The sequence below is a fragment of the Methylobacterium sp. 190mf genome (assembly GCF_900107945.1).
Taxonomy (GTDB): Bacteria; Pseudomonadota; Alphaproteobacteria; order Rhizobiales; family Beijerinckiaceae; genus Methylobacterium.
The window spans coordinates 187,494-209,873 of record NZ_FNVI01000003.1; the positions used below are offsets into that span (position 1 = coordinate 187,494).

The following is a 22,380-nucleotide window of genomic DNA, read 5'->3' on the forward strand; positions in this document are numbered from 1 at the left end:
CGCGGGCTCGTCGCCGTTCCCTCGCCTCATGACCGGTCGATATGACCGAGATCGCGTGTCGGGTCGAGGTGGTCGCGCACGCGCTGCTTCAGCGCCTTCACGTCCGGGAAACCGCCGTCGCGCACCCGTTCCCACAGGAGCACCCCGTCCAGTTGGATGTTGAAAGCGCCCCCCGTGGCCGGGACGAGGGCGACCTCGCCCAGATCATCGCGAAACGTCGAGAGGAGTTCCTGCGCCATCCAGGCGGAGCGCAGCAGCCAGTTGCATTGGGTGCAGTACGTGATCGCGACGCGCGGCCGTCCTGGCCTCGCCGCGCCCTCCACCGTCACGTCGCTGCCGGGCTTCGCGCCCGCTCGCCCATCGTGCATGCCCGCACAGCGCACCGGGCCGACGCCCTTGTCAACCTCACGCACGCGCACGTCGGCGTGCCCCGGGCCGGCGACGGCGGCGCTCAGCCGAGTGCGGTGCGTATTTGGACGCCTGCTCGAACGCTCGTCCGGCTGTCGGCCAACATCGCCGGCCGCGCTTGACGTCGCGGCCCGCCGCGCTCTAGAAGGCCCGCCACCGGGTCGCGGCGCCCCCACGGGCGAGCGGCGATGGCGTGCGCTCAGGCGGCACGCCGGTACGGACGGTTAGCACAGCGGTAGTGCGTTCCCTTCACACGGGAAAGGTCGCAGGTTCGATCCCTGCACCGTCCACCATCATCCCCTATCCCCCGAAGGTCTGATCCCGCGGCTCCCCGCGTCGGTTTGCCACCCGAAAAGCGCGTGCTAAGGGCGCTCGATCGGTGAACGCATAAGCTTGGACCCGGCCCGATCCGGGTCGCAGGTCACAGGCAGGGGAAGGGCGGGAACAGCCATGAAGGACATCCTCGACAAGCTCGAAGAGCGGCGGGCGCAGGCCCGGCTCGGCGGCGGTGAGAAGCGCGTCGAGGCCCAGCACAAGCGCGGCAAGCTGACGGCGCGCGAGCGCATCGAACTCCTCCTCGACCACGGGTCGTTCGAGGAGTTCGACATGTTCGTGCAGCACCGCTCCACCGATTTCGGCATGGAGAAGCAGAAGATCCCCGGCGACGGCGTCGTGACCGGCTGGGGCACGATCAACGGCCGCACGGTCTTCCTCTTCTCGAAGGACTTCACGGTGTTCGGCGGCTCGCTGTCCGAGGCGCATGCCCAGAAGATCGTGAAGGTTCAGGACATGGCGCTGAAGATGCGCGCCCCGATCATCGGTATCTTCGACGCCGGCGGCGCGCGCATCCAGGAGGGCGTCGCGGCGCTCGGCGGCTACGGCGAGGTGTTCCGCCGCAACGTCATGGCCTCGGGCGTCATCCCGCAGATCTCGGTGATCATGGGTCCCTGCGCGGGCGGCGACGTCTACTCGCCGGCCATGACCGACTTCATCTTCATGGTTCGCGACACGAGCTACATGTTCGTGACCGGCCCCGACGTGGTGAAGACCGTCACCAACGAGGTCGTGACCGCCGAGGAACTCGGCGGCGCCAAGGTCCACACCACCAAGTCGTCGATCGCCGACGGGTCCTTCGAGAACGACGTCGAGGCGATCCTCCAGATCCGCCGCCTCCTCGACTTCCTTCCGGCGAACAACATCGACGGCGTGCCGGAGCTGGAGAGCTTCGACGACGTCAATCGGATCGACGCGTCCCTCGACACGCTGATCCCGGACAACCCGAACAAGCCCTACGACATGGGCGAGCTGATCCGCCGCGTGGTGGACGAGGGCGACTTCTTCGAGATCCAGTCCGCCTACGCGCGCAACATCATCACCGGGTTCGGCCGGATCGAGGGCCGGACCGTCGGTTTCGTGGCCAACCAGCCGCTGGTGCTCGCGGGCGTGCTCGATTCGGACGCCTCGCGGAAAGCCGCGCGCTTCGTGCGCTACTGCGACGCCTTCGGCATCCCGATCGTCACCTTCGTGGACGTGCCGGGCTTCCTGCCGGGCACGGCGCAGGAATACGGCGGCCTGATCAAGCACGGCGCCAAGCTGCTCTTCGCCTACTCGCAGGCGACGGTGCCGCTGGTCACGATCATCACCCGCAAGGCCTTCGGCGGCGCCTACGACGTCATGGCGTCGAAGCACGTCGGTGCGGACGTGAACTACGCGTGGCCGACGGCGCAGATCGCCGTGATGGGCGCGAAGGGCGCGGTCGAGATCATCTTCCGCAGCGAGATCGGTGACCCGGAGAAGATCGCGGCGCGCACCGGCGAGTACGAGGACCGGTTCCTCTCGCCCTTCGTGGCGGCCGAGCGCGGCTACATCGACGAGGTGATCATGCCGCACTCGACCCGCCGCCGGATCGCCAAGGCCCTCGGGATGCTCCGCACCAAGAAGATGGAGCAGCCCTGGAAGAAGCACGACAACATCCCGCTCTGAGGCGGGCGCACGGGCCGGCGGCCGCGCCGCCGCCGGACTCAGCTGCGGTTGCTGTTCTCGATCACCGCGCACAGCGTCAGCGGGCCCTTGTCGGGCGACACCATCGCCGAGCAGGTGACCCGGGCCCCGCCGAGATCGACGTTGCTGTGCCTGAGCTTCGTGGCCGTCGCCTGGGCCCGGTGCGCGGCCTCGGTGATCACGGCGGCATCGATGCCGGTCACCGCGTGCCCGGCCTGCCCGAACAGGTCGTAGTAGCGGTCGGGCGGGTTCGCGCCGCGAAACTGCGCGCCCACAGAGGACAAGTCTGGCCCGCCGCAGGCCAGCGTCAGGGTCATGTCCGGACCGGCCGTGAAGCTCGCGTAGTCGCTCCGGCGCTCGGCCGTCTTGGCCGCCGTCTCGGCCGTGACCTTGTCGACGAGCGCGTCGCAGGACTGTGCCCGGACGGGGCCGGCGCCGGCCGAAAGGGCGGTGAAGACGAGGAGAGGCAGAAGCGCGCGCATGCCCGCGAGGTAGCGCAGCGGTCCGGAAAGGCGAGCGGCGCGGCGTTCCGGCGCGCCTTGCCCCACCCCGATGCGGATCAGGCGGATTCGCCTCGTCCCCTGACCAGGACGGGTCCCTCGCCGACGAGCAGGCGCCGCTTGAGGCGGGCGATGCCCTCCCGCTGCAACTCGCTGGGCGGGGAATGCGCGCTGGCCACCTGGGTCAGCATCGCGATCAGCTCGCCCCGCTCGGCCACCGTCAGCGCGTCGCGCAGAAGCGGCGCCAGGGCGTCGGCGACCTGCGAGAACGGGAGACGCGCCTGCGTGTAGCCCCAGGCCCGCTCGAAGGTGGCCGAGATCCGATCCACCTCGAGCGGACGCTCCATGTATTCGAGGATCCGCGTCTTCTCGCTGGCGGTGAGGGGGCTGCCGGTCCGGACCAGCTGAATCATCAGGATCACCGCCGCCAGGCGCGGGTCGCGGACGCGCTGCAACGGCGTCCCCACGAGGTTCTGGAAGGTCGAGACGGCGCGGCGCTGAAGCCCCTTCGTGTCCCGGTTGACCTCCTGCAGGCCCTTGACGGCTCCGTGCGTCCGCAAGATCCAGAACAGTCCCGCGACGATGATCCCGATGAGGCCGAGCAGGATCGGCATGAGCGTCCCCAGATCGAATCGACGCGGGACGCTCTCACGCACATCTCGGTGTGTCAAACCCGCGTCAATGCCTGCGAATGACCGCTGTGACTTGCAAGATCGCGCGCGCAGGCGACACATCCATTGTGCGCGACCCGGATCTACTTCACCGATGCGGCGACCGTCGGCGTCCGCGTGACGCGCTCGCGTGCTCAGCTGGCGGTCGCGGACGCGTCCGACGTGCCGAGCTCGAGGAGGACGATCTCCGGAGGGACGCCCATCCGCACTGGGATCCGGCTCATCCCGAAACCGCCCGAGACGATCATGTGGCGGCCGTCCTGGACGATGTGGCCGTAGGAGTAATCGTGGCCGCGCACCTTCCGGATGGCGGGGGCGTGGCCGAACAGCCGGACCTGGCCGCCATGGGTGTGGCCGGCGAGGGTCAGCGAGACGCGGTCGGGCACGGAGACGAAGATGTCGGGTTCGTGGGCCATCAGGATCACGGGCGCCGAGTCCGTGACCGCTCGCAGCGTTCGCGGCAGGTCGGCCAGGCTGAACGTGCTCCACGCGTTGAGGAACGGCAGCTGGTCGCCGAGCCCGGCCAGCCAGAACGGCCGCCCGTCCTTCACGAGGCGCACGGCCTGATTCTCCAGGACCGGGATGCCCTGCGCCTCCAGCAGGCGCCGCACCGCCGGAACGCCGCGGCCGGCCCGCTGGACGGCGTGGTCGTCCCACCAATCGTGGTTGCCGAGGATCGCGTGCGTGCCGAGGGGCGCCTTCAGCTCCGTCATCATCCGGGCGAACTGGTCGAGCGGCAGCTTGCGCCACGCGATGCGCCCGGCCGGGTAGTCGCCGAGCAGCAGGACCAGATCGGGCGCGAGGGCGTTGGTGGCCGCGACGATCTCCGCCACCCGGTCGAACGGCATGTACGGCTCGCAGATGTGGAAATCCGCCAGCACCGCCACCCGCAGGCGCAGCGCCGGATCCCAGCGCGGCAGGGACGGCGCGTAGGACGTGACCACGAGCCGGTGCAGCGGCTCGACGTCGAAGGCGTAGACGCCCGTCGCGGCGGTGAGGCCGGCGCCCACGCCGAGCCCGGTCAGGAACTGCCGGCGGCTCGGCATGATCAGCATCGCGATAAGACCTGTAGGCTCCAGAACCCGCCGGGGTCCCGCTAGGCGCGCAGTCCGGCGAAAGCGGGGCGGGCCGCCTTCACGGCCGCGAGACCCTGGCCCGAAACCGGTTGACGGAATGTGGCCTGCCGCCGCGCTCGGTCTATAAGGCAGTGTCTCGTCCAGCGAAGCGATCCGGAACAGATGTTGAACCGCCCCCTGCGCATCGGCACCCGCGGCTCTCCGATGGCGCTCGCGCAGACCGGGATGGTGCGCGACCGGATCGTGGCGGCCAATCCGGGCCTCGAGACCGAGCTGGTGGTCGTGACCACCGTGGCCGACAAGATCCTGGACCGGCCCCTGTCCGAGATCGGCGGCAAGGGCCTGTTCACCAAGGAACTCGAGCAGGCCCTGTTCGCCGGCGAGGTCGACGTCGCCGTGCATTCGATGAAGGATGTGGAGACCTGGCTCCCCGACGGTCTCACCATCGCCTGCATCCTCGCGCGCGACGACCCGCGGGACGCGTTCCTGTCGCCGCACGCCGACGGACTGGCGGGGCTGCCGGCCGGCGCCCGGGTCGGGACCTCGTCGCTCCGCCGCGGCGCGCAGGTGCTGATGCGACGGCCCGATCTCCGAGTGGTCCCGCTGCGGGGCAACGCCAACACCCGGATGCGCAAACTCGAGGCCGGCGAGTGCGACGCGACGCTCCTCGCCATCGCGGGCCTGGAGCGCCTCGGCCTGGAGAGCATGGCGCGCAGCGTCCTGTCGGTCGAGGAGATGCTGCCGGCCGTGGCGCAGGGCGCCCTGGGCATCGAGTGCCGCTCGGACGACGCGGCGATCCGCGACCTCCTGGCGCCCATCGCCTGCGCGCGGACCACCATCGCGGTCTCGGCCGAGCGGGCGCTGCTCGCGGAACTCGACGGATCCTGCCGGACGCCCATCGCCGCCCTGGCGCAGATCGACGGGGACACTCTGCGGATCGACGGGCTGCTGTTCCTGCCCGACGGCAGCCGCCACTGGGCGGCGTCCCGGCAGGGACCCGTCGCGGAGGCGGAGCGGATCGGCCGCGAGGCGGGCGCGGCCCTCAAGGCGGCGGCCGGCGACACCTATACCCGCCACCTCCAGTGAGGGCCGGCCGATGCCCCGCGTGACTGTGGTCGACGTCTTCACGCACGCCGGCACGGGCGGCAATCCCTGTCCCGTCGTCTCCGACGCGCGGGCCCTCGACGCGGAGGCCATGCGGGGCGTCGCCCGGCGGTACGGCCACGAATCGGGCTTCGCGCTGCCGGCCGATGACCCGGCCCACGATCTGCACCTCCGCTTCTTCGTGCCGAACCACGAGATGGAGATGTGCGCCCACGCCACGATCGGCGTCCTGTGGGTGCTCGCCCGCGAGGGGCGCCTCCCGGACGGGTCGGTCCGCATCGCCACCGGCAGCGGTTCCGTAACGGGGTTCGTCAGCCCGCGCGGCGCGGATGCTTGGAGCGTCGCGATCACGCAGTCGGTCGGCCGCGTGCGGCCCCTGACGGACGAGCAGAGCGCCGCAGCTCAAGCGGCGCTCGGAATCGGGCGCGACGCCCTCGCTGCGCGGCCGGTCCACAACGCTGTGACGTCCCGGATCAAGACGCTCGTGCCGATGCGCGACTCGGCGGCGCTGAACGCCCTCGCGCCCGCAAGCGATGCCGTCGAGGCTGCCTGCACGCGGATCGGGTCGACCGGGCTCTACCCCTACGCCGTGCTCGACGGCCCGGCCCGGCTGTTCGAGGCGCGGCAGTTTCCCCGCGCCTCCGGCTATCCCGAGGACGCCGCCACGGGCATCGCGGCCGCAGCCCTGGCCTTCGGGCTGTTGCAGGACGGCCTCATCGAGCCGGACGACCGTCCGATCCGGATCCTACAGGGTCGGGCTATGGGCCGCCTGTCCGAGATCCGGGTGCGGCTCGGCTTCGTGGACGGCCGCCCGGTCGGGTGCCTGCTGGAGGGCGACGTCGCGCTCGCCGAATCCGCCGACCGCGTGACCGCGACGGATGAGGGCGGCCGGATCGCGGGGTAGTGGCTCACCGCGCCGTCACGGCCCGGAGGCCGCCGTCGGTAACCGTGGCCTCAATCCGCCTTGCCGTCCCGGTCGCGGCGGATGCTGCGGCGGACCGCGATGAGCTGCCAGACCCCGACACCCAGCGCCAGGGCGAAGACGAGTCCGATATCGAGGGCGGCGAACAGCCCGTCGCGCACCGATGAGCCTCCGCCGCGTCGATCAGGACGGTGCGGAGCGGCCGAACGCCTCGCGCTCGCGCATCCGCTCGATCAGGTCGAGGACGTGCACGACCCGGCCGCCGACGTCCCACCAGGGCCGCAGCGCCGGGCGCGCGCGCATCGGCAGGACCGGCTCGGCCGCCACGGCCTCGATCAGGAACGCCGTCTCGGGAAGCGGGGCCGCGCCGAGGCCGGCCGCGTCCGCGGGCGTTCGGATCGCGCGGACGATCAGGGCGAGCTTCCGCGCCGTCGTGACCCGGGCGCGGTGGCGGACCGAATCGTAGCCCTGCGCCGCGACGACCCGGCCGATCTCGGCGTAGATCAGCCCCGCCGCCCGGATCGAGGGCCGGCAGCCGCGTGGCAGCACCGCGATGCCCGCCTCGGCGCGCGCGTAGAGGCTGTCCGCCTCGGCGAGGAGGCGGGCCACCACGCCGGCCAGGGCCGGGCTCGGCCGCGGATCGGCGAGGAACGCGTCCGGATCGAGCCCCGCCTCCCGCATCCAGTCCAGTGGCAGGTAGAGGCGGCCCATCCGCGCGTCCTCGCCGACGTCGCGCGCGATGTTGGTGAGCTGCATCGCGGCGCCGAGATCGCAGGCGCGGGCCAGCGCGTCGGGACAGCGGGTCCCCATGATCAGGGACATCATCGCCCCGACCGAGCCCGCGACCCGGGCAGCGTAGGCGTGGAGCGCCCCGAGATCGGCGTAGCGCCGGCCCTCGGCGTCCCAGGCGAAGCCCTCGATCAGCGCGCGCGGCAGCGCTTCCGGAATCGCGTGGGCCGCGACGATCTCCGCGAAGGCGCGGTCCGCCGGGGCGTCGGCGGGACGGCCCGCATAGGCCTGGCCGATCCGGGTCTCGAGACGCGCCACGGCGCCGCGCCGGTCGGCCGGGCTCGCCGCATCGTCGACGAGATCGTCGGACAGCCGGCAGAAGGCGTAGAGGCCGTAAGCCGCCTCGCGCATGTCGGCCGGCAGCAGCTGGCCGGCCGCGAAGAAGCTCTTCGAGCCGGCCCGGATCGCCATCCGGCAGGCGGTCCGGTCGGCCGCGGCGGCGAATTCAGGCGGTAACGCGGGCATCGGGGACCACGCTGTCGAGGATGCGGGCGGAGGACAGCACCCCGGGGAGGCCGGCCCCCGGATGCGTGCCGGCCCCCACGAGGTAGAGGTTGCGGACTGCGCTCGACCGGTTGTGCGGACGGAACCAGGCCGATTGCGTCAGCACCGGCTCCAGGCCGAATCCGGAGCCCCGGTAGCTCAGGAAATCGTCCTGGAAATCCAGCGGCGTCGTCACCTTCGAGGTCACGATGGCCTCCGACAGGCCGGGCATCACGCTCGCCTCGAGCAGGGCGGCGATCCGGCGCCGGTACGGTTCGGCGAGGGTCTGCCAATCCTGGCCGCCCGCGAGGTTCGGCACCGGGGCCAGCACGTAGAAGGCGTCGCATCCCGGCGGGGCGAGGCTCGGATCGGTGGCGGTCGGACGATGCAGGTAGAGGCTCGCGTCCTCGGCCAGCACCTTGCGGTCGAAGATGTCGGCGAGCAGGCCGCGGTATCGGGGCCCGAGCAGGATCGTGTGGTGATCCACCGCCGGGTAGCGCCGCTTGGTGCCGAAGTACCAGACGAACAGTCCCATCGACGAGCGGGCCCGCTGGAACCGCCCCGGGCTCCAGCGCTGCGCCTCCGGAAGCAGGCGCGCGTGCGTCACGGCCGAATCGGCGTTGGACACCACGACGTCGGCCGCGATCGTCTCGCCGCTGGTCAGGTCGACGCCGGTGGCCGCCCCCGCCTCGACCCGGATGCGCGCGACCTCGACGCCGAGGCGCAGGCGGCCGCCCTGCGACCGGATCAGCCGCACCAGCCCGTCGACCAGCTGCCCCGTACCGCCCATCGCGAAGTGAACGCCCCAGCGCCGCTCGAGGTCGGCGATCAGGCAGTAGATGGCGCTGGCCCGGAACGGGTTGCCGCCGATCAGGAGCGGATGGAAGCTGAAGACCGTGCGCAGCCGCTCGTCGCGGATGAAGCGCGCCACCACGTCGTGCACCGAGCGGTGTCCCGAGAGGCGCAGCAGGTCGGGCGCGATCTTGAGCATCGCGCCGACGCTGCCGAACGGCACGTGTCCGAGCTGCTCGAACCCGATCCGGCAGACGGCGCGGCTGTGCGCCATGAAGCGCTCGTACCCCGCGACGTCGTCCGGCGCGAAGCGGGCCACCTCGGCGCGCATCCGGTCCACGTCGCCGCTGTAGGCGAAGGACGTGCCATCGGCGAAGCGGATCCGGTAGAACGGATCCATCGGCACCAGCGTCACGTCGTCGGCGAGCCTGCGGCCGGCGAGCTGCCACAACTCCTCGAAGAGCTGGGGCGCGGTGACGATGGTCGGACCGGCGTCGAAGGTGAAGCCGTCCTGCCGGTGGACGCGGGCCCGTCCCCCGGGCTGCGCGAGGCGCTCCAAGACGGTGACGCGATAGCCGCGCGCGCCCAGCCGGACCGCCGCGGCGAGACCGCCGAAGCCCGAGCCGACCACGACGGCGTGCGGGCGCCGATCGATCTCTTGCGCAACCCGATGGTCGACCGCGAGTGTCAGCATTGCTTGACACTATCGCGGTCCTTTCCCGCCGCGCAAGGACGAAATCGTGCGCGTCCCTGGCGGCTATGGTCGCGTCAGAACTCGCCCGCGAGGCCGGCGCGGACACCGACGGCGTTGTCGCCGCCGTAGGCCACGCCGGCGGTCACCGCGATCGGGACGCAGCAGGTCGGCAACCGGTGCGCCACAGCGAGGCCGCCCGCCCACTCGCCCCGGTAGGTCGCCCCGTTGGTGGCCCAGGTCGTCTTGCCCGGCGCCGACGGCATCGGCGCGGTCGCCATCGCGATGGCCATGGCGACGCCCTGCCGGGCCTCCTTGCGGGTCTGGATGGCGTAGCGCTGGACCGAGTCGGTCTTGGCTTCCAGGTTGTTGACCTGCGCCTGCACCGAATCGATCCGGTTGCCGAGGCCGGCGATCGTCGACGGTCCGTAGGCCGAGGCCGCGAGGTTACCGTTCGCGTCCGTGGTCACGAAGGCCGTCGCTCCGCTCTGGGCGGAGGCGCTCGCCTGCGAGGCGATGCCGGCCAGCGTGTAGGTGTTCGCGGAATTGCCGATCGCGACCTGGTTGGCCTGGGTCGTCTTCACGTTCGCGCCGATCGCGATCGTGTTGGCCTGGTTGGCGGCCGCCCCGTTGCCGAGCGCGACGCTGTTGTTGCCAGCCGCCGAGGCGGCCGCGCCGATGGCGGTGGATCCGGTCCCGGTCGCGCCGGCGACGAAGCCCAGGGCGGTGCTGCCGGCTCCGGACGCCGCGGAGGCCGTGCCGATGGCCGTTCCGCCGAGGCCCTGCGCGCTGGCCGCGTAGCCGAGGGCGACGCTGCCGGTGTTGGCGGCGCTGGCGCCCGTGCCGACCGCGGTCGAGGCCGTCCCGGCTGCGCTCGAACCGTAGCCCACCGCCAGCGCGTCGCTGCCGACGGCGATCGGCGCGGCCTGGTTGCTGGTGTTGTTGGCGGCGACGCCCGTGACGCTCGTGAGCTGCGAGAGCCTCAGTTCGTTGATGACGGTCTGCCCCTGGGACTGCGTCACGTTGCCGGTGATGATGTAGATGCCCTGATTGGACCCGCCACCGGTACCACCACCACCGGTTCCGCCTCCGCCGGTCCCACCCCCGCCGGTGCCGCCGCATGTGCCGCAGCCGCCCGTTCCGGTCCCTCCCGCGGTTCCCAGGGTCAGGCCGGTGCCGAGCAGCCCGTCTCCCGGACCGGTCGTGCCGACGAGCACGCCGGTCCCGAGCACACCCCCGCCGGTGGTTCCTACGTTGAGGCCGGTCCCCAGCACGCCGGTGCCGGGATCAGTGGTACCGACCGTGACGCCGGTGCCGAGAAGCCCGCCGCTCGTCGTGCCGACATTGAGGCCGGTTCCGAGCACGCCGCCGCCGGGGCTGCTCGTGCCGATCGTGAGCCCGGTGCCGAGGATGCCATTCGTGGTTGTATCCAGCGCGCCGCGCAGGAGCTGCGCCTGGGCGGGCGTCGCCAGGGCCGTGCAGAGCAGGAGCCCGGCCGCGATCGGGATCGCGCGGGCGGCGCCCGGACGGATGACAGCGATCATCGCAGTCCGCGGCGTAACCGGGACGACGGTCAAGGGACGCATCTGGAACTCCATTGCTGCGCGGCCGGGGAGCGATTCCGATCCGGCCCTGCAACCCGTTGGTCGGCAAGCAGGAACGAGATGCAGCTTCTGGTAGAATGATTAACGCTAACTTTCAGTTGTATTTGGTTTCGTCGTTTCCCGTACAATGACGCGGTTCGCGGAGGCCGGCGCGCGCCCCGTGGCCCGCCTCAGAAAACGCGTGTTTGCGCGGCGATATCGCGCCGCAAAGGGGCTATAGGGGCTTGGAAATCCGAGCTTTCGGCAGGGAACGGACGCGTGATGGACGGTCGAGGTCAGACCATTTTCGTGGCGGGCCATCGCGGCATGGTGGGCTCGGCGATCGTGCGTCGCCTGCGTGAGCTCGGTCACGAGCGGATCCTCACGGCCGACCGCCGGACCCTCGACCTCCTCGATCAGGCCGCGGTCCGGCGCTTCTTCGCCGAGAACCGCATCGACCAGGTCTACCTCGCCGCCGCGCGCGTCGGCGGTATCCACGCCAACAACACCTACCCGGCCGAGTTCATCCACGAAAACCTGCTGATCCAGTCGAACCTGATCGACGCCGCGCACACGCACGGCGTCGACCGGCTGCTGTTCCTGGGCTCGTCCTGCATCTACCCGAAGCTCGCGCCCCAGCCGATGCGCGAGGACGCCCTGCTGACCGGGCTGCTCGAGCCGACCAACGAGCCCTACGCGATCGCCAAGATCGCGGGGATCAAGATGTGCGAGAGCTACAACCGCCAGTATGGGCGCCGCTATCGCAGCGTGATGCCGACGAACCTCTACGGCCCGAACGACAACTTCCATCCCGAGAACGCCCACGTGCTGCCGGCGCTGATGCGCCGCTTCCACGAGGCGAAGCGGGAGGGTCTGGCGAAGGTCACGGTCTGGGGCACCGGCCGGGCGATGCGCGAGTTCCTGCACGTCGACGACATGGCGCGGGCCAGCGTCTACGTGATGGAGATGGACGACGCGGTCTACGCCGCGAACACGCGCCCCGACCTGTCGCACATCAACGTCGGGACGGGTGAGGACTGCACCATCCGTCAGCTCGCCGAGGCGCTCGCGCGGGTGATCGGCTACGCGGGCGAGCTGGCGTTCGACGCGACCAAGCCGGACGGCACGCCGCGCAAGCTGATGGACGTGTCGCGGCTGCGGGCGATGGGCTGGCGACCGGAGATCGCCCTCGAGGACGGCCTGCGCCAGACCTACGGCTGGTTCCTGGAGAACCACGCGACGCTGCGGAGCTGACCGGGCCCGCCGTCGCGCCGCCCGGCTCACCGACCATCGCACAGCCACCGGGCATCCGCCCGGCGAGGAGACGGACCATGGCCCACCGGCCGCCCGACGACAGCGCGGACGCGCGACGGCGGAAGTTCCTGCAGAGCTTCCAGAATTTCGACGCGAACAGCCGGTTCCCCGCGCCCTACGCGCAGTTCGCCGGGAAGCCTCTGACCGAGGCGTCCGGTCAGGGCTGGCGCTACGACGCCCTCGGGTATCGCAACGACGCGCACGCGGACGCGCGGCCGCCCTCCGAGACGCTGCGGGTCTTCGTCGTCGGCGACAGCACGCTGATCGACGGCCAGGTCTTCGCCGACACCGTGCCCGGACGGCTGGAGACCGGGCTGAAGCAGGCGCACGGGCCCGGCGCGCGGGTCTACAATTTCGGCGCGGTCTCGGCCTGTCTCAACCAGATGATCGCCCTGATCACGACGCGGCTGATGGACCTGCAGCCCGACGTCATCCTGGTGGTCGGCGGCGCGACCGACATCTTCCAGCCTTGGAGCTTCGATCCGCGGGCCGGCGTTCCCTACAATCACTTCGCGAACGAGAGCCTCTACGACTACTTCTTCGACCCGAGGAAATCCGCCGAGGACGCGGAGGACCTGTCGTATGACGGCCTGCAGGCGATGATCTTCAATCGCCTCGAGAACCTGCGCGCGCTCACGAACTGGCAGTCCGACATCTGGGAATGGGAGGTGGTGCGGCAGTTCGAGCTGGCGCTCAGGCGCCTCGCGCGGCTCGCGCCCGGGATCGGCGCGCCGGTCCGGTTTCTCCTGCAGCCGACGGTCGTCCGCAAGGGGACGCTCGCGGGTGCGGAGGCCGGCGCCGCGTCCGGCGCGTTCCTCGCCTATCTCGACCGCCAGTACGAGCGCTTCGAGAATGTCCTCGGGCGGCTGGACACGGCCGACCGGGCCTTCGCGGCGCGGAACCTGAGCCGGCTGTTCGAGGCCGACACCCGTGCCCTGTTCACCGACATCGTCCACGTGACTTCGGAGGGGCGCAAAGTGATGGCCGACCGTCTCCAGGCGGAGGTGGTCGAGACGGTCGGGGCGGCGACGGCCGCCTGAGCCATGGCCGAACCGATCGTCTTCGTCGGCGACTCGATCACGGAGCTCTGGGGCTTCCACCGGGCCGGCACTTTCGAGGCCTACGGCCTCATCCCCCGTGGCGGCTCCGGCCAGACGGCGCGCTGGATCACCATGCGGTTCGCCCGCGACCTCGCGGAGACCGGCGCCCGGGGCGTGCATCTCCTGTGCGGCGTCAACGATATCGGCCGCAACGAGGGTGTCTTCGTCCCGGTCGAGGAGATCTGCCGCACGCTCGCCGGCATGCTCGACGAGGCCCGCGCCCTGGGCGTGAAGGCCTGGATCGGCTCGCTCACGCCGGTGGACGGCATCCCGTGGAACTCGGAGGTGCGGGACGCCCCCGCCATGATCGCTGCGGTCAACGCGTGGCTCCGGGACCACGCCCACGAGCACGGCGCGACGTTCATCGATTACCACGCCGTGCTGGTGTCCGAGTCCGGCGGGCTCCGGCCGGATTACGGGACGGACGGGCTCCACCTGAGCCCGGCCGGATACGCGGCGATCGAACCGTTGATGCTCCGGGCGCTGGGGCGCATCCCGGATGCCCCATCCGCCCCTGCCCTGTCGGTGAACGGTTCGCCCGCGAACACGGCCCGGTCCGTCCGCGCGCGCCTCATCGGCGCCGCGGTGGCGGCGGCGGCCCTGTTGGCCGCCATCGCCGCCCTGGTCCTCGAACTCCGCTGATCAAACCCGGCGCACCGCGCCGTGCGCCGCGCTCGTCGTGAGCATGGCGTAGGCGCGCAGGGCCGCGCTCACCTTCCGCTTGCGCGGCTTCGCCGACTGCCAGCCCGCCGCCTCCTGGGCGGCCCGCCGCTGGTCGAGCTCCGCCGTCTCGACATCGAGGTGGATGCGCCGGTTCGGGATGTCGATGGCGATCCGGTCGCCGTCCCGCACGAGGCCGATGAGGCCGCCCTCGGCCGCCTCGGGCGAGACGTGCCCGATGGACAGGCCCGACGACCCGCCGGAGAATCGTCCGTCGGTGACGAGAGCGCAGGCCTTACCCAGACCCTTCGATTTCAGGTAGCTCGTTGGGTAGAGCATCTCCTGCATGCCGGGGCCGCCGCGGGGGCCCTCGTAGCGGATCAGCACCACCTCGCCGGCCGTGACCTTGCCGTTGAGGATGCCGTCGACGGCCGCGTCCTGGCTCTCGAACACGCGGGCGGTGCCCGTGAAGGTCAGGATCGAGGCGTCGACGCCCGCGGTCTTCACGATGCAGCCCTGCTCGGCGAGATTGCCGTAGAGCACGGCGAGGCCGCCATCCTGCGAGTAGGCGTGCGCCGCGTCGCGGATGACGCCGCCCTCCCGGTCGAGGTCGAGCGCGTCGAAGCGCGATTCCTGGCTGAACGCCACCTGGGTCGGCACGCCGCCCGGGGCCGCGCGGTAGAAGGTCTGGACCGAGGCGGCCGGTTCGCCGCGCACGTCCCAGCGGGCGAGCGCCCCGCCGAGCGTCCCGGCCGAGACGTTGCCGACGCCGGTGTCGATCAGGCCGGCCCGGTCGAGCTCGCCCAGGATCCCCATGATGCCGCCCGCCCGGTGGACGTCCTCCATGTGGACGTTGGCCACCGCCGGGGCGACCTTGCACAGCACCGGCACCCGCCGGGACAGCCGGTCGATGTCGGCCATGGTGAAGGGCACCTCGCCTTCGTGGGCGGCGGCCAGCAGGTGCAACACCGTGTTGGTCGAGCCGCCCATGGCGATGTCGAGGGTCATGGCGTTCTCGAACGCCTGGAAGCTCGCGACCGCGCGCGGCAGCACGCTGGCGTCGTCCTGCTCGTAGTGGCGGCGGGCCAGATCGACGATCAGGTGGCCGGCCTCGACGAAGAGGCGCTTGCGGTCGGCGTGGGTGGCGAGCACCGAGCCGTTGCCCGGCAGCGCCAGACCCAGCGCCTCGGTGAGGCAGTTCATCGAGTTCGCCGTGAACATGCCCGAGCAGGAGCCGCAGGTCGGGCAGGCGGAGCGCTCGATGACGGCGACGTCCTCGTCGGAGATCCGGTCGTCGGCCGCCGCGATCATCGCGTCGACGAGGTCGACCTTCCTGGCGATGCCCGGCAGCTGGACCTTGCCGGCCTCCATCGGACCGCCCGAGACGAAGACGGTCGGGATGTTGAGGCGCAGCGTCGCCATCAGCATGCCGGGGGTGATCTTGTCGCAGTTCGAGATGCACACAATCGCGTCGGCGCAGTGCGCGTTGACCATGTACTCGACGGAATCGGCGATCAGCTCGCGGGACGGCAGCGAGTACAGCATCCCATCGTGGCCCATCGCGATCCCGTCATCGACCGCGATGGTGTTGAACTCCTTGGCGACGCCGCCGGCCGCCTCGATCTCCCGGGCGACGAGCTGGCCGAGGTCCTTGAGGTGAACGTGGCCCGGCACGAACTGCGTGAAAGAGTTCACCACCGCGATGATCGGCTTGCCGAAATCCGAATCCTTCATGCCGGTGGCGCGCCAGAGGCCGCGGGCACCGGCCATGTTGCGGCCGTGGGTGGTGGTGCGTGAGCGATAGGCAGGCATCGAGAGCTTCGACTGGTTCAAAGGTGAAGGGCTTCTGCGCCCGCGCCCGCGCATCCGCAAGCGTCGCCGCGAGGCCGGTACCCGTGGCATGCTTCTGGCGGATGGCAGGCGGGAGGGGCGGATCGCGATGACACAGGTGGATTTCCTCCGGCGCGCGATCGCGCAGGGTCAGGGCCAGGCCGAGGCCGATCTGGTCCTGAAGGGCGGCCGCTTCCTCGACCTCGTCACCGGCGACCTCGTCGCCTCCGACATCGCGATCTGCGGCGACCGGATCGTCGGGACCTTCGGGCAGTATCGCGGCGCCCGGGAGATCGACGCGTCCGGGAAGATCGTGGTGCCGGGCTTCATCGACACGCATTTCCACGTCGAGTCGTCGCTGATGCCGCCGCAGGAATACGAGCGGTGCGTCCTGCCGCACGGCGTCACCACCGGGATCTGCGACCCGCACGAGATGGCCAACGTGCTCGGCACCGACGCCTTCACGTGGTTCCTCAGATCCTCCGAGACGCTGGCGATGGATCTGCGGGTGCAGCTCTCGTCCTGCGTGCCGGCCACCGACCACCTGGAGACCTCGGGCGCCCGGATCGAGGCGCAGGATCTCCTGCCCTTCGCGACGCACCCGAAGGTGATCGGCCTCGCCGAGTTCATGAACTTCCCGGGTGTTCTGGCGGGCGACCCGGGCGTGCTGGACAAGCTCGCGGTCTTCCAGGGGCGGCACATCGACGGGCACGCGCCGCTCCTGCGCGGCCTCGGCCTCAATGGCTACATCGCGGCGGGCATCCGCACCGAGCACGAGGCGACATCGCCCGAGGAGGCCCGCGAGAAGCTGTCGAAGGGCATGACCGTGCTGATCCGCGAGGGCTCGGTGTGCAAGGACCTGCACGCCCTCGCGCCGATCCTGACCGAGCGGACGGCGCCGTTCCTGGCCTTCTGCACCGACGACCGGAATCCCCTCGACATCGCCGAGGAGGGGCACCTCGACTTCGTCATCCGCACGGCCATCGCCCTCGGCGTGCCGCCGCTGGCCGCCTACCGGGCGGCCTCCTGGTCGGCGGCCCACGCCTTCGGGCTGCACGACCGGGGCCTCGTCGCGCCCGGCCAGCGCGCCGACCTCGTGGTGCTCGACGATCTCGCCGCCTGTGCCGTGTCGCAAGTCCTCAGCGCGGGCCGGCCGGTGGGCGCGGCGCTCTTCGACGCGCGCGCGTCGATCGAGCCGATCGGCCGCCGGAGCGTGCGGGCGCGGCACGTGACGGCCGCCGACTTCGCCGCTCCGGGCTCCGGGCCGTCGACGCCGGTGATCGGCGTCGTGCCCGGCAAGATCATCACCCTGCGGCACGACCTGACCCTGCCCTATTCCGGCGGCGAGCGCCGGATCGACCTCGACCAGGACGTCATCAAGGTCGCGGTGGTCGAGCGCCACGGCCGGACACAGCCGGGCGCGCGCGGCGTCGGCGTCGCGTTCGTGAAGGGGTTCGGCCTCAAGCGCGGCGCCATCGCCTCGTCGGTCGGGCACGACAGCCACAACATCACGGTGGTCGGGGCGGACGACGCCGACATGGCCGTGGCGGTGAACCGCCTCGGCGCGATCGAGGGCGGCTTCGTGGTGGTCGAGGGCGGCCGGGTGCTGGCCGAGATCGCGCTGCCGATCGCCGGGCTCATGAGTCTCATGCCGTTCGACGCCATCCGCCGGTCGCTCGTAACCTTGCGCGACGCGGCGCGAAGCCTGGAGGTCGTCCTTCCCGAACCCTTCCTGCAGGTGGCCTTCCTGCCCCTGCCGGTGATCCCCCACCTGAAGATCACCGATCGTGGGCTCGTCGATGTCGACCGCTTCGCGCTGATCGATCCTTGAAATTAGATTGCGCGCAATCTAAGTGGACTGTGCGGAGGCGAGTCGGCGCCTACATGCCGGCGGCATCCCCAAACCGGAGAGTCCCATGCCCGTAGACGTGAAGTACCGTACCACCGCCACGGCCACCGGCGGCCGCGACGGCGCCGCCCGGACTGCCGACGGCAGCTTCGAGGTCAAGCTCTCGACCCCGAAGGAGCTCGGCGGCGCGGGTGGTCCGGGCGTGAACCCGGAGCAGCTCTTCGCGTCCGGCTACTCGGCCTGCTTCCTCGGCGCCATGAAGGCCGTCGCGCCGTCGCTGCAGCTGAAGGTTCCGGCCGAGACCACCGTGACCGCCGACGTCGGAATCGGCCCGCGTTCCGAGGGCGGCTTCGGCATCACCGCCGACCTGACCATCAGCCTCCCGGGCCTGGACCGCGCCGACGCGCAGAAGCTCGTCGACGCCGCCCATCAGGTCTGCCCGTACTCCAACGCGACCCGCGGCAACGTCAACGTCGGCCTGAAGCTGGCCTGATCCCCCTGGGGCCGGCCCGCGGACGCGTCCGCGGGCCGCTTTTTTCCCGCCCGCGGCGCGACGGCGGTGCCGATCCCGGCCTGATCTCGGATGCGGACCGAGCGTCCGCGGCCGCTCACCCGTCGGCCCGGGCCCGCATGCAGACCTGGCCCCCCGCGTCGAGGGTCACACCCTCGAACGCCGTCCCGGCGACCCGCCCGCAGATCCGAAACACCTGGTTCGCCGTCATCGGCGCGACGCCGCGATACGTGAACGTCCGCGGCACGCGTCCGAGGAGCGTCGCGGCGAGGTTCATCAGCAGCGTCGCCTGCATCGGGCCGTGCACGACGAGGTCGGCGTAGCCTTCCACCCGCGTCGCGTAGGGCTGGTCGTAGTGGAAGCGGTGGCCGTTGAATGTCATCGCCGAGTAGCGGAACAGCAGCGTCGGCGTCGCCGGCACCTCCCAGATCACCGCGTAGGATTCGGAACCGTCGCGCTCGGGCGCGGCGCCGCTTCCCGTCTGTGCGCCCGCCGCCTCGCGGTAGACGATATCCTGCCGGTCGCGGATCGCGACGCCCCGTTCTGTCGAGACCGTGTGGTCGACGGTGACGAAGCACAGGCTCCCGCTCCGCCCGCTCTTGAAGGCGACGTCCCGCACGGTCTCGGTGCGCGTGACCGTGTCCCCCGCGCGCAGGTCCGAGAGCGTCTCGATCTCGCCCCCCGCCCACATCCGCCGGGGCAGCGGCACCGGGGGCAGGAAGCCGCCCTTGGCGGCGTGGCCGTCGGGCCCGAGGGAGTCGGCCGTCGGCGTCTCGGGCGCGAGGCACCAGTGCAGGGCCGGCGGCGCGATCCCGTCGGCGACCGGCGCCAGGTGCGGCGCGAAGGTCGCGCGGAACTCGGCGAGGAGGCGCGGCGTGACGAGGTCGGACGCGTCCCGCGCGCGGCCGATCCAGGCGCTGAGATCGGTCATGTCAGTACGAGCGCGGCAGGCCGAGCACGTGCTCGGACAGGTAGGCGAGGATCAGGTTCGTGGAGATCGGCGCGACCTGATAGAGGCGCGTCTCGCGGAACTTGCGCTCCACGTCGTACTCCTCGGCGAATCCGAAGCCGCCGTGGGTCTGGATGCAGGCGTTCGCCGCCTCGAAGGACGCGTCGGCGGCGAGCATCTTGGCCATGTTGGCCTCGGCCCCGGGATTGGCCCCGCCCTCGTAGAGGGTCAGCGCCTCGCGGACCATCAGCTCGGCCGCGCGCATGTTCGCGTAGGCCTTCGCGATGGGGAACTGCACGCCCTGGTTGGCACCGATCGGCCGGCCGAAGACGGTCCGCTCGCCGGCATAGGCCCGGGCCCTGTCGATGAACCACTTGGCGTCGCCGACGCACTCGGCGGCGATCAGGATCCGCTCCGCGTTCATGCCGGACAGGATGTAGCGGAAGCCTTTGCCCTCCTCGCCGATGAGGTTCTGCGCCGGAACGCGGAGATTGTCGAAGAACACCTCCGTGGTGGCGTGGTTCATCATCGTGCGGATCGGCCGGATCGTCAGGCCGTTGCCCTTGGCCGCGCGCATGTCGACGAGCAGCACCGACAGCCCGTCCGTGCGCTTCATGCCCTCGGCCCGCGGCGTGGTGCGGGCGAGGAGCAGCATCAGGTCCGAATGCTCGGCGCGGCTGGTCCAGATCTTCTGGCCGTTGACGACGTAGTGGTCGCCCTCCAGGCGGGCCGTCGTCTTCAGGCTGCCGGTATCGGTGCCGGAGGTCGGCTCGGTCACGCCGAAGGCTTGGAGCCGCAGGCGGCCCTCCGCGATGCCCGGCAGGTACTCGGCCTTCTGCGCCTCCGAGCCGTGCCGCAGCAGCGTGCCCATCGTGTACATCTGGGCGTGGCAGGCGCCGCCGTTGCAGCCCGCCCGCTGCACCTCCTCGAGGATCGCGGCGGCCGCCGAGAGCGGCAGGCCGGAGCCGCCGTACGCCTCGGGAATCAGCACCGACAGGTAGCCGCTCTCGGTCAGCGCGTTCACGAATTCAATCGGGTAGGCCATCTCCCGGTCGAGGGCCCGCCAGTACGGTCCCGGGAAGCCGGCGCAGAGCTTGGCGACCGCCTCGCGGATCTCGGTATAGGCTTCCATCGGGGGCTCCTCAGGCCGTGCGGCCGCCGTCGACGGGGAGATCGACGCCGGTGATGAACGCCGCCTCGTCGGAGGCGAGGAACAGGGCGGCGGCGGCGATGTCGCTCGCCTCCGACAGGCGCCCGAGCGGGATCGTGGCGATGAAGCGGTCGCGGTTCTCGGGCGTGTCGAGGACGCCCATGAAGTGCTCGAGGAGCCCCGTGGCGCCCATGACCGGGCAGAGGGCGTTCACACGGATCTTCCAGGGCGCCAGCTCCAGGGCCAGCGACTTCGAGGCGAGGCTCGCCGCGCCCTTGGAGGCGTTGTACCACGTCAGACCCGGGCGCGGCCGCAGCGCCGCCGTCGAGCTGACGTTGAGGATCGCGCCGCCGCCCGCGTCGCGCATCAGCGGGGCGACTTCCCGGACGTAGTGGAAGATCGACTTCACGTTGACCCGGAAGACCCGGTCGAAATCCTCCTCCGTCACCTCCATCAGCGGCTTGTTGCGGTGGGTGGTGCCGGCGTTGTTGACGAGAATGCTCGGCACGCCGAAGCGCTGCCGCGTCTCGGCGACGCTGGCGGCGACGTCAGCGGCCAGCCCGACATCGGCGGCGATCGCGATGGCGTTGTCGCCGAGCGCCGCCGCGACGCGCCCGGCCGCCGCGCCGTCGATGTCCACGCAGGCCACCTTGGCGCCCTCCGCGGCGAAGCGCTGGGCGATCCCGGCCCCGAAGCCGCTGCCGGCCCCCGTCACGAGCGCGATCTTGCCGTCCAGTCTCATCGTCTCCTCCCGCCCATTCCGATGCGCTGTCAGATCACTGTCCTCGAGCCCGGGGCGCGAATTCCGCGCGGATCCGCGCCCCGTGCTCGTCGATGGCCGGGACCGGTCCGAGGGCGCGGACCGCGCCGTCGATCAGCACCGGCGGCGCCACGATCCGGGCCGGCCCCGAAGGCGTCCGGACCTCCGCGCGGATCAGCGCGGGGTGCGTGGCGAGGTCCGCCAGCGTGTTGACGAAACCGTAGGCGGTGCCCGCCGCCTTCAGCCGGGCGGCGGCCGCGTCGCGGGTCAGCCGCACCAGCGCGGCGCCGATGCGCAGGTCGACCGCGGCGCGGTTGGCCACACGGGCGTTGTTGGACGCGAAGCCCTCGGCCCGGGCGAGCTCCGGCTCCCGGAGCACGCCGGCGCAGAAATTCGCCCACTCGCGCTCGTTCTGGATCGAGATCAGCACGAGGCTGCCGTCGGCCGTGGGGAAGGCGCCGTAGGGACAGATCGACGGGTGCGCGAGGCCGACCCGCTGGGGCGCCTTGCCGGTCCCCTCGAAGTAGAGCAGCGGCACGTTCATCCAGTCGGCGGCGCCGCTGAACAGGCTGACCTCCAGGGCGCAGCCCTGCCCGGTGATCCCGCGGGCGATCAGCGCCTCGAGGACCGCGGCGTGGGCGTCCATCCCGCAGGCGACGTCGCAGACGGAGACGCCGACGCGGCCGGGCCCCGCCGGGTGGCCGGTGATCCCGGTGAGCCCGCTCTCGGCCTGGACCAGCAGGTCGTAGGCCTTCATGTCGCTGTAGGCGTTGCCGGCGCCGTAGCCGGAGATGTCGACGGTGATCAGCCGGGGGTAGCGCGCGCGCAGCTCCGCCGAGCCGAAGCCCGCCCGGGCCGCCGCGCCGGGGGCGAGGTTCTGCACGAACACGTCGGCCTGAGCGAGGATCGCGTGCAGCAGGCGGGCGTCGGCCGGATCCTTGATGTCGGCGACGAGGCTCTCCTTGCCGCGGTTGAGCCAGACGAAGTAGCTCGCCAGCCCATTGACCGCCGCATCGTAGCCGCGGGCGAAATCCCCCTCCAGCCGCTCGATCTTGATGACCCGGGCCCCGGCATCGGCGAGCCGCGAGGTGCAGTAGGGCGCGGCGACGGCCTGCTCCAGGGCGAGCACGGTCAGCCCTCGCAGCGGCAGGTTCTGGCTCATCCGCATCCTTCGGCTTCCCGCGGTCTCAGAGGGCCGGTGCCGCATGAACTGGAACGGCGAGAAGCCCCGCCAAGC

Annotated in this window: 21 protein-coding genes and 1 tRNA gene; 9 read left to right on the top strand and 13 right to left on the bottom strand. The window is 71.4% G+C overall.

The window, feature by feature from the left end:
- Positions 1 to 26 precede the first annotated feature (26 nt).
- Entirely contained in the window at positions 27 to 368 is a 342-nt protein-coding gene (locus C4T42_RS05055) for a SelT/SelW/SelH family protein (RefSeq protein ID WP_244435124.1), read from the bottom strand.
- A 258-nt stretch (positions 369 to 626) separates the two neighbouring features.
- On the opposite strand from C4T42_RS05055, the gene C4T42_RS05060 reads away from it, so the two are divergent.
- Both C4T42_RS05060 and C4T42_RS05065 read left to right on the top strand, forming a co-directional pair.
- Positions 627 to 701 (top strand) — tRNA-Val (locus C4T42_RS05060).
- 157 nt (positions 702 to 858) lie between these two features.
- Entirely contained in the window at positions 859 to 2,391 is a 1,533-nt protein-coding gene (locus C4T42_RS05065; RefSeq protein WP_020091972.1) for an acyl-CoA carboxylase subunit beta, read from the top strand.
- A 38-nt stretch (positions 2,392 to 2,429) separates the two neighbouring features.
- Here the strand turns inward: C4T42_RS05065 and C4T42_RS05070 are convergent, their stop codons facing one another.
- From C4T42_RS05070 to C4T42_RS05080, 3 genes are all read right to left on the bottom strand, one after another.
- On the bottom strand, positions 2,430 to 2,891 hold the full coding sequence (locus C4T42_RS05070; protein ID WP_020091971.1) for a hypothetical protein: 462 nt from the start codon (positions 2,889 to 2,891) through the stop codon (positions 2,430 to 2,432).
- Positions 2,892 to 2,968: 77 nt separating this feature from the next.
- Entirely contained in the window at positions 2,969 to 3,523 is a 555-nt protein-coding gene (locus tag C4T42_RS05075; protein ID WP_020091970.1) for a TerB family tellurite resistance protein, read from the bottom strand.
- A gap of 191 nt (positions 3,524 to 3,714) precedes the next feature.
- Positions 3,715 to 4,635 carry a metallophosphoesterase gene (locus tag C4T42_RS05080; RefSeq protein ID WP_020091969.1) on the bottom strand — a complete coding sequence of 307 codons (921 nt, stop codon included), beginning with the start codon at positions 4,633 to 4,635 and terminating at the stop codon, positions 3,715 to 3,717.
- A 183-nt stretch (positions 4,636 to 4,818) separates the two neighbouring features.
- On the opposite strand from C4T42_RS05080, the gene hemC reads away from it, so the two are divergent.
- Both hemC and C4T42_RS05090 read left to right on the top strand, forming a co-directional pair.
- Complete coding sequence (hemC, locus tag C4T42_RS05085) at positions 4,819 to 5,742, top strand: hydroxymethylbilane synthase (RefSeq protein ID WP_020091968.1); 924 nt, start codon at positions 4,819 to 4,821, stop codon at positions 5,740 to 5,742.
- A gap of 10 nt (positions 5,743 to 5,752) precedes the next feature.
- A complete protein-coding gene (locus C4T42_RS05090; protein ID WP_103984777.1) occupies positions 5,753 to 6,664 on the top strand; it encodes a PhzF family phenazine biosynthesis isomerase in 912 nt (303 codons plus the stop codon).
- Positions 6,665 to 6,714: 50 nt separating this feature from the next.
- Here C4T42_RS05090 and C4T42_RS32700 read toward each other — a convergent pair whose 3' ends face one another.
- The 4 genes from C4T42_RS32700 to C4T42_RS05105 all read right to left on the bottom strand — a co-directional run bounded on the left by C4T42_RS32700 (position 6,715) and on the right by C4T42_RS05105 (position 10,981).
- Positions 6,715 to 6,843, bottom strand: coding sequence for a hypothetical protein (locus tag C4T42_RS32700; RefSeq protein ID WP_020091966.1), 129 nt, complete (start codon positions 6,841 to 6,843; stop codon positions 6,715 to 6,717).
- 22 nt (positions 6,844 to 6,865) lie between these two features.
- The gene (locus tag C4T42_RS05095; protein ID WP_103984778.1) at positions 6,866 to 7,936 is read right to left on the bottom strand and encodes a phytoene/squalene synthase family protein; all 1,071 of its coding nucleotides are present in this window, start codon (positions 7,934 to 7,936) and stop codon (positions 6,866 to 6,868) included.
- Complete coding sequence (locus C4T42_RS05100) at positions 7,917 to 9,440, bottom strand: phytoene desaturase (protein WP_020091964.1); 1,524 nt, start codon at positions 9,438 to 9,440, stop codon at positions 7,917 to 7,919. The genes C4T42_RS05095 and C4T42_RS05100 overlap by 20 nt, the downstream gene beginning before the upstream one ends.
- Before the next feature lie 74 nt (positions 9,441 to 9,514).
- Positions 9,515 to 10,981, bottom strand: coding sequence for a hypothetical protein (locus tag C4T42_RS05105; RefSeq protein WP_244603168.1), 1,467 nt, complete (start codon positions 10,979 to 10,981; stop codon positions 9,515 to 9,517).
- A 321-nt stretch (positions 10,982 to 11,302) separates the two neighbouring features.
- Between C4T42_RS05105 and C4T42_RS05110 the strand changes: the two genes are divergently transcribed.
- From C4T42_RS05110 to C4T42_RS05120, 3 genes are all read left to right on the top strand, one after another.
- The gene (locus C4T42_RS05110) at positions 11,303 to 12,274 is read left to right on the top strand and encodes a GDP-L-fucose synthase (RefSeq protein WP_020091962.1); all 972 of its coding nucleotides are present in this window, start codon (positions 11,303 to 11,305) and stop codon (positions 12,272 to 12,274) included.
- A gap of 77 nt (positions 12,275 to 12,351) precedes the next feature.
- Entirely contained in the window at positions 12,352 to 13,374 is a 1,023-nt protein-coding gene (locus C4T42_RS05115) for a lipase (RefSeq protein WP_103984780.1), read from the top strand.
- A 3-nt stretch (positions 13,375 to 13,377) separates the two neighbouring features.
- Positions 13,378 to 14,076, top strand: a complete 699-nt coding sequence (locus C4T42_RS05120; protein WP_103984781.1) for a GDSL-type esterase/lipase family protein — start codon at positions 13,378 to 13,380, stop codon at positions 14,074 to 14,076.
- Here the strand turns inward: C4T42_RS05120 and ilvD are convergent, their stop codons facing one another.
- The gene (gene ilvD, locus C4T42_RS05125) at positions 14,077 to 15,906 is read right to left on the bottom strand and encodes a dihydroxy-acid dehydratase (protein WP_103984834.1); all 1,830 of its coding nucleotides are present in this window, start codon (positions 15,904 to 15,906) and stop codon (positions 14,077 to 14,079) included. It lies immediately after the preceding gene.
- Between the two features lie 127 nt (positions 15,907 to 16,033).
- Here ilvD and ade point away from each other — a divergent pair, with 127 nt between their 5' ends.
- A complete protein-coding gene (ade, locus tag C4T42_RS05130; protein WP_103984782.1) occupies positions 16,034 to 17,755 on the top strand; it encodes an adenine deaminase in 1,722 nt (573 codons plus the stop codon).
- 85 nt (positions 17,756 to 17,840) lie between these two features.
- On the top strand, positions 17,841 to 18,266 hold the full coding sequence (locus C4T42_RS05135) for an organic hydroperoxide resistance protein (RefSeq protein WP_103984783.1): 426 nt from the start codon (positions 17,841 to 17,843) through the stop codon (positions 18,264 to 18,266).
- 115 nt (positions 18,267 to 18,381) lie between these two features.
- Here the strand turns inward: C4T42_RS05135 and C4T42_RS05140 are convergent, their stop codons facing one another.
- Genes C4T42_RS05140 through C4T42_RS05155 form a run of 4 tightly spaced genes read right to left on the bottom strand, consistent with a single transcriptional unit; the run spans position 18,382 to position 22,305 of the window.
- Positions 18,382 to 19,215 (bottom strand): MaoC family dehydratase N-terminal domain-containing protein, encoded by an 834-nt coding sequence (locus tag C4T42_RS05140; RefSeq protein ID WP_042669502.1) that lies wholly within the window; start codon positions 19,213 to 19,215, stop codon positions 18,382 to 18,384.
- A 1-nt stretch (position 19,216) separates the two neighbouring features.
- On the bottom strand, positions 19,217 to 20,365 hold the full coding sequence (locus C4T42_RS05145) for an acyl-CoA dehydrogenase family protein (protein WP_042669501.1): 1,149 nt from the start codon (positions 20,363 to 20,365) through the stop codon (positions 19,217 to 19,219).
- Positions 20,366 to 20,375: 10 nt separating this feature from the next.
- Complete coding sequence (locus C4T42_RS05150) at positions 20,376 to 21,125, bottom strand: SDR family oxidoreductase (RefSeq protein WP_020091954.1); 750 nt, start codon at positions 21,123 to 21,125, stop codon at positions 20,376 to 20,378.
- Positions 21,126 to 21,159: 34 nt separating this feature from the next.
- On the bottom strand, positions 21,160 to 22,305 hold the full coding sequence (locus C4T42_RS05155; RefSeq protein WP_103984784.1) for a CaiB/BaiF CoA-transferase family protein: 1,146 nt from the start codon (positions 22,303 to 22,305) through the stop codon (positions 21,160 to 21,162).
- Positions 22,306 to 22,380 lie beyond the last annotated feature (75 nt).

Bases quoted from the DNA above. Each gene is read 5' to 3' on its own strand.
- C4T42_RS05120 (WP_103984781.1), top strand. From the start codon at position 13,378: ATGGCCGAACCGATCGTCTTCGTCGGCGACTCGATCACGGAGCTCTGG.
- C4T42_RS05065 (WP_020091972.1), top strand. From the start codon at position 859: ATGAAGGACATCCTCGACAAGCTCGAAGAGCGGCGGGCGCAGGCCCGG.
- C4T42_RS05150 (WP_020091954.1), bottom strand. From the start codon at position 21,125: ATGAGACTGGACGGCAAGATCGCGCTCGTGACGGGGGCCGGCAGCGGC.
- ade (WP_103984782.1), top strand. From the start codon at position 16,034: ATGACACAGGTGGATTTCCTCCGGCGCGCGATCGCGCAGGGTCAGGGC.
- C4T42_RS05100 (WP_020091964.1), bottom strand. From the start codon at position 9,440: ATGCTGACACTCGCGGTCGACCATCGGGTTGCGCAAGAGATCGATCGG.
- ilvD (WP_103984834.1), bottom strand. From the start codon at position 15,906: ATGCCTGCCTATCGCTCACGCACCACCACCCACGGCCGCAACATGGCC.
- C4T42_RS05055 (WP_244435124.1), bottom strand. From the start codon at position 368: ATGCACGATGGGCGAGCGGGCGCGAAGCCCGGCAGCGACGTGACGGTG.
- C4T42_RS05115 (WP_103984780.1), top strand. From the start codon at position 12,352: ATGGCCCACCGGCCGCCCGACGACAGCGCGGACGCGCGACGGCGGAAG.
- C4T42_RS05090 (WP_103984777.1), top strand. From the start codon at position 5,753: ATGCCCCGCGTGACTGTGGTCGACGTCTTCACGCACGCCGGCACGGGC.
- C4T42_RS05075 (WP_020091970.1), bottom strand. From the start codon at position 3,523: ATGCCGATCCTGCTCGGCCTCATCGGGATCATCGTCGCGGGACTGTTC.
- C4T42_RS05080 (WP_020091969.1), bottom strand. From the start codon at position 4,635: ATGCTGATCATGCCGAGCCGCCGGCAGTTCCTGACCGGGCTCGGCGTG.
- C4T42_RS05105 (WP_244603168.1), bottom strand. From the start codon at position 10,981: ATGATCGCTGTCATCCGTCCGGGCGCCGCCCGCGCGATCCCGATCGCG.
- C4T42_RS05145 (WP_042669501.1), bottom strand. From the start codon at position 20,365: ATGGAAGCCTATACCGAGATCCGCGAGGCGGTCGCCAAGCTCTGCGCC.
- C4T42_RS05135 (WP_103984783.1), top strand. From the start codon at position 17,841: ATGCCCGTAGACGTGAAGTACCGTACCACCGCCACGGCCACCGGCGGC.
- C4T42_RS05095 (WP_103984778.1), bottom strand. From the start codon at position 7,936: ATGCCCGCGTTACCGCCTGAATTCGCCGCCGCGGCCGACCGGACCGCC.
- hemC (WP_020091968.1), top strand. From the start codon at position 4,819: ATGTTGAACCGCCCCCTGCGCATCGGCACCCGCGGCTCTCCGATGGCG.
- C4T42_RS05070 (WP_020091971.1), bottom strand. From the start codon at position 2,891: ATGCGCGCGCTTCTGCCTCTCCTCGTCTTCACCGCCCTTTCGGCCGGC.
- C4T42_RS05155 (WP_103984784.1), bottom strand. From the start codon at position 22,305: ATGAGCCAGAACCTGCCGCTGCGAGGGCTGACCGTGCTCGCCCTGGAG.
- C4T42_RS05110 (WP_020091962.1), top strand. From the start codon at position 11,303: ATGGACGGTCGAGGTCAGACCATTTTCGTGGCGGGCCATCGCGGCATG.
- C4T42_RS05140 (WP_042669502.1), bottom strand. From the start codon at position 19,215: ATGACCGATCTCAGCGCCTGGATCGGCCGCGCGCGGGACGCGTCCGAC.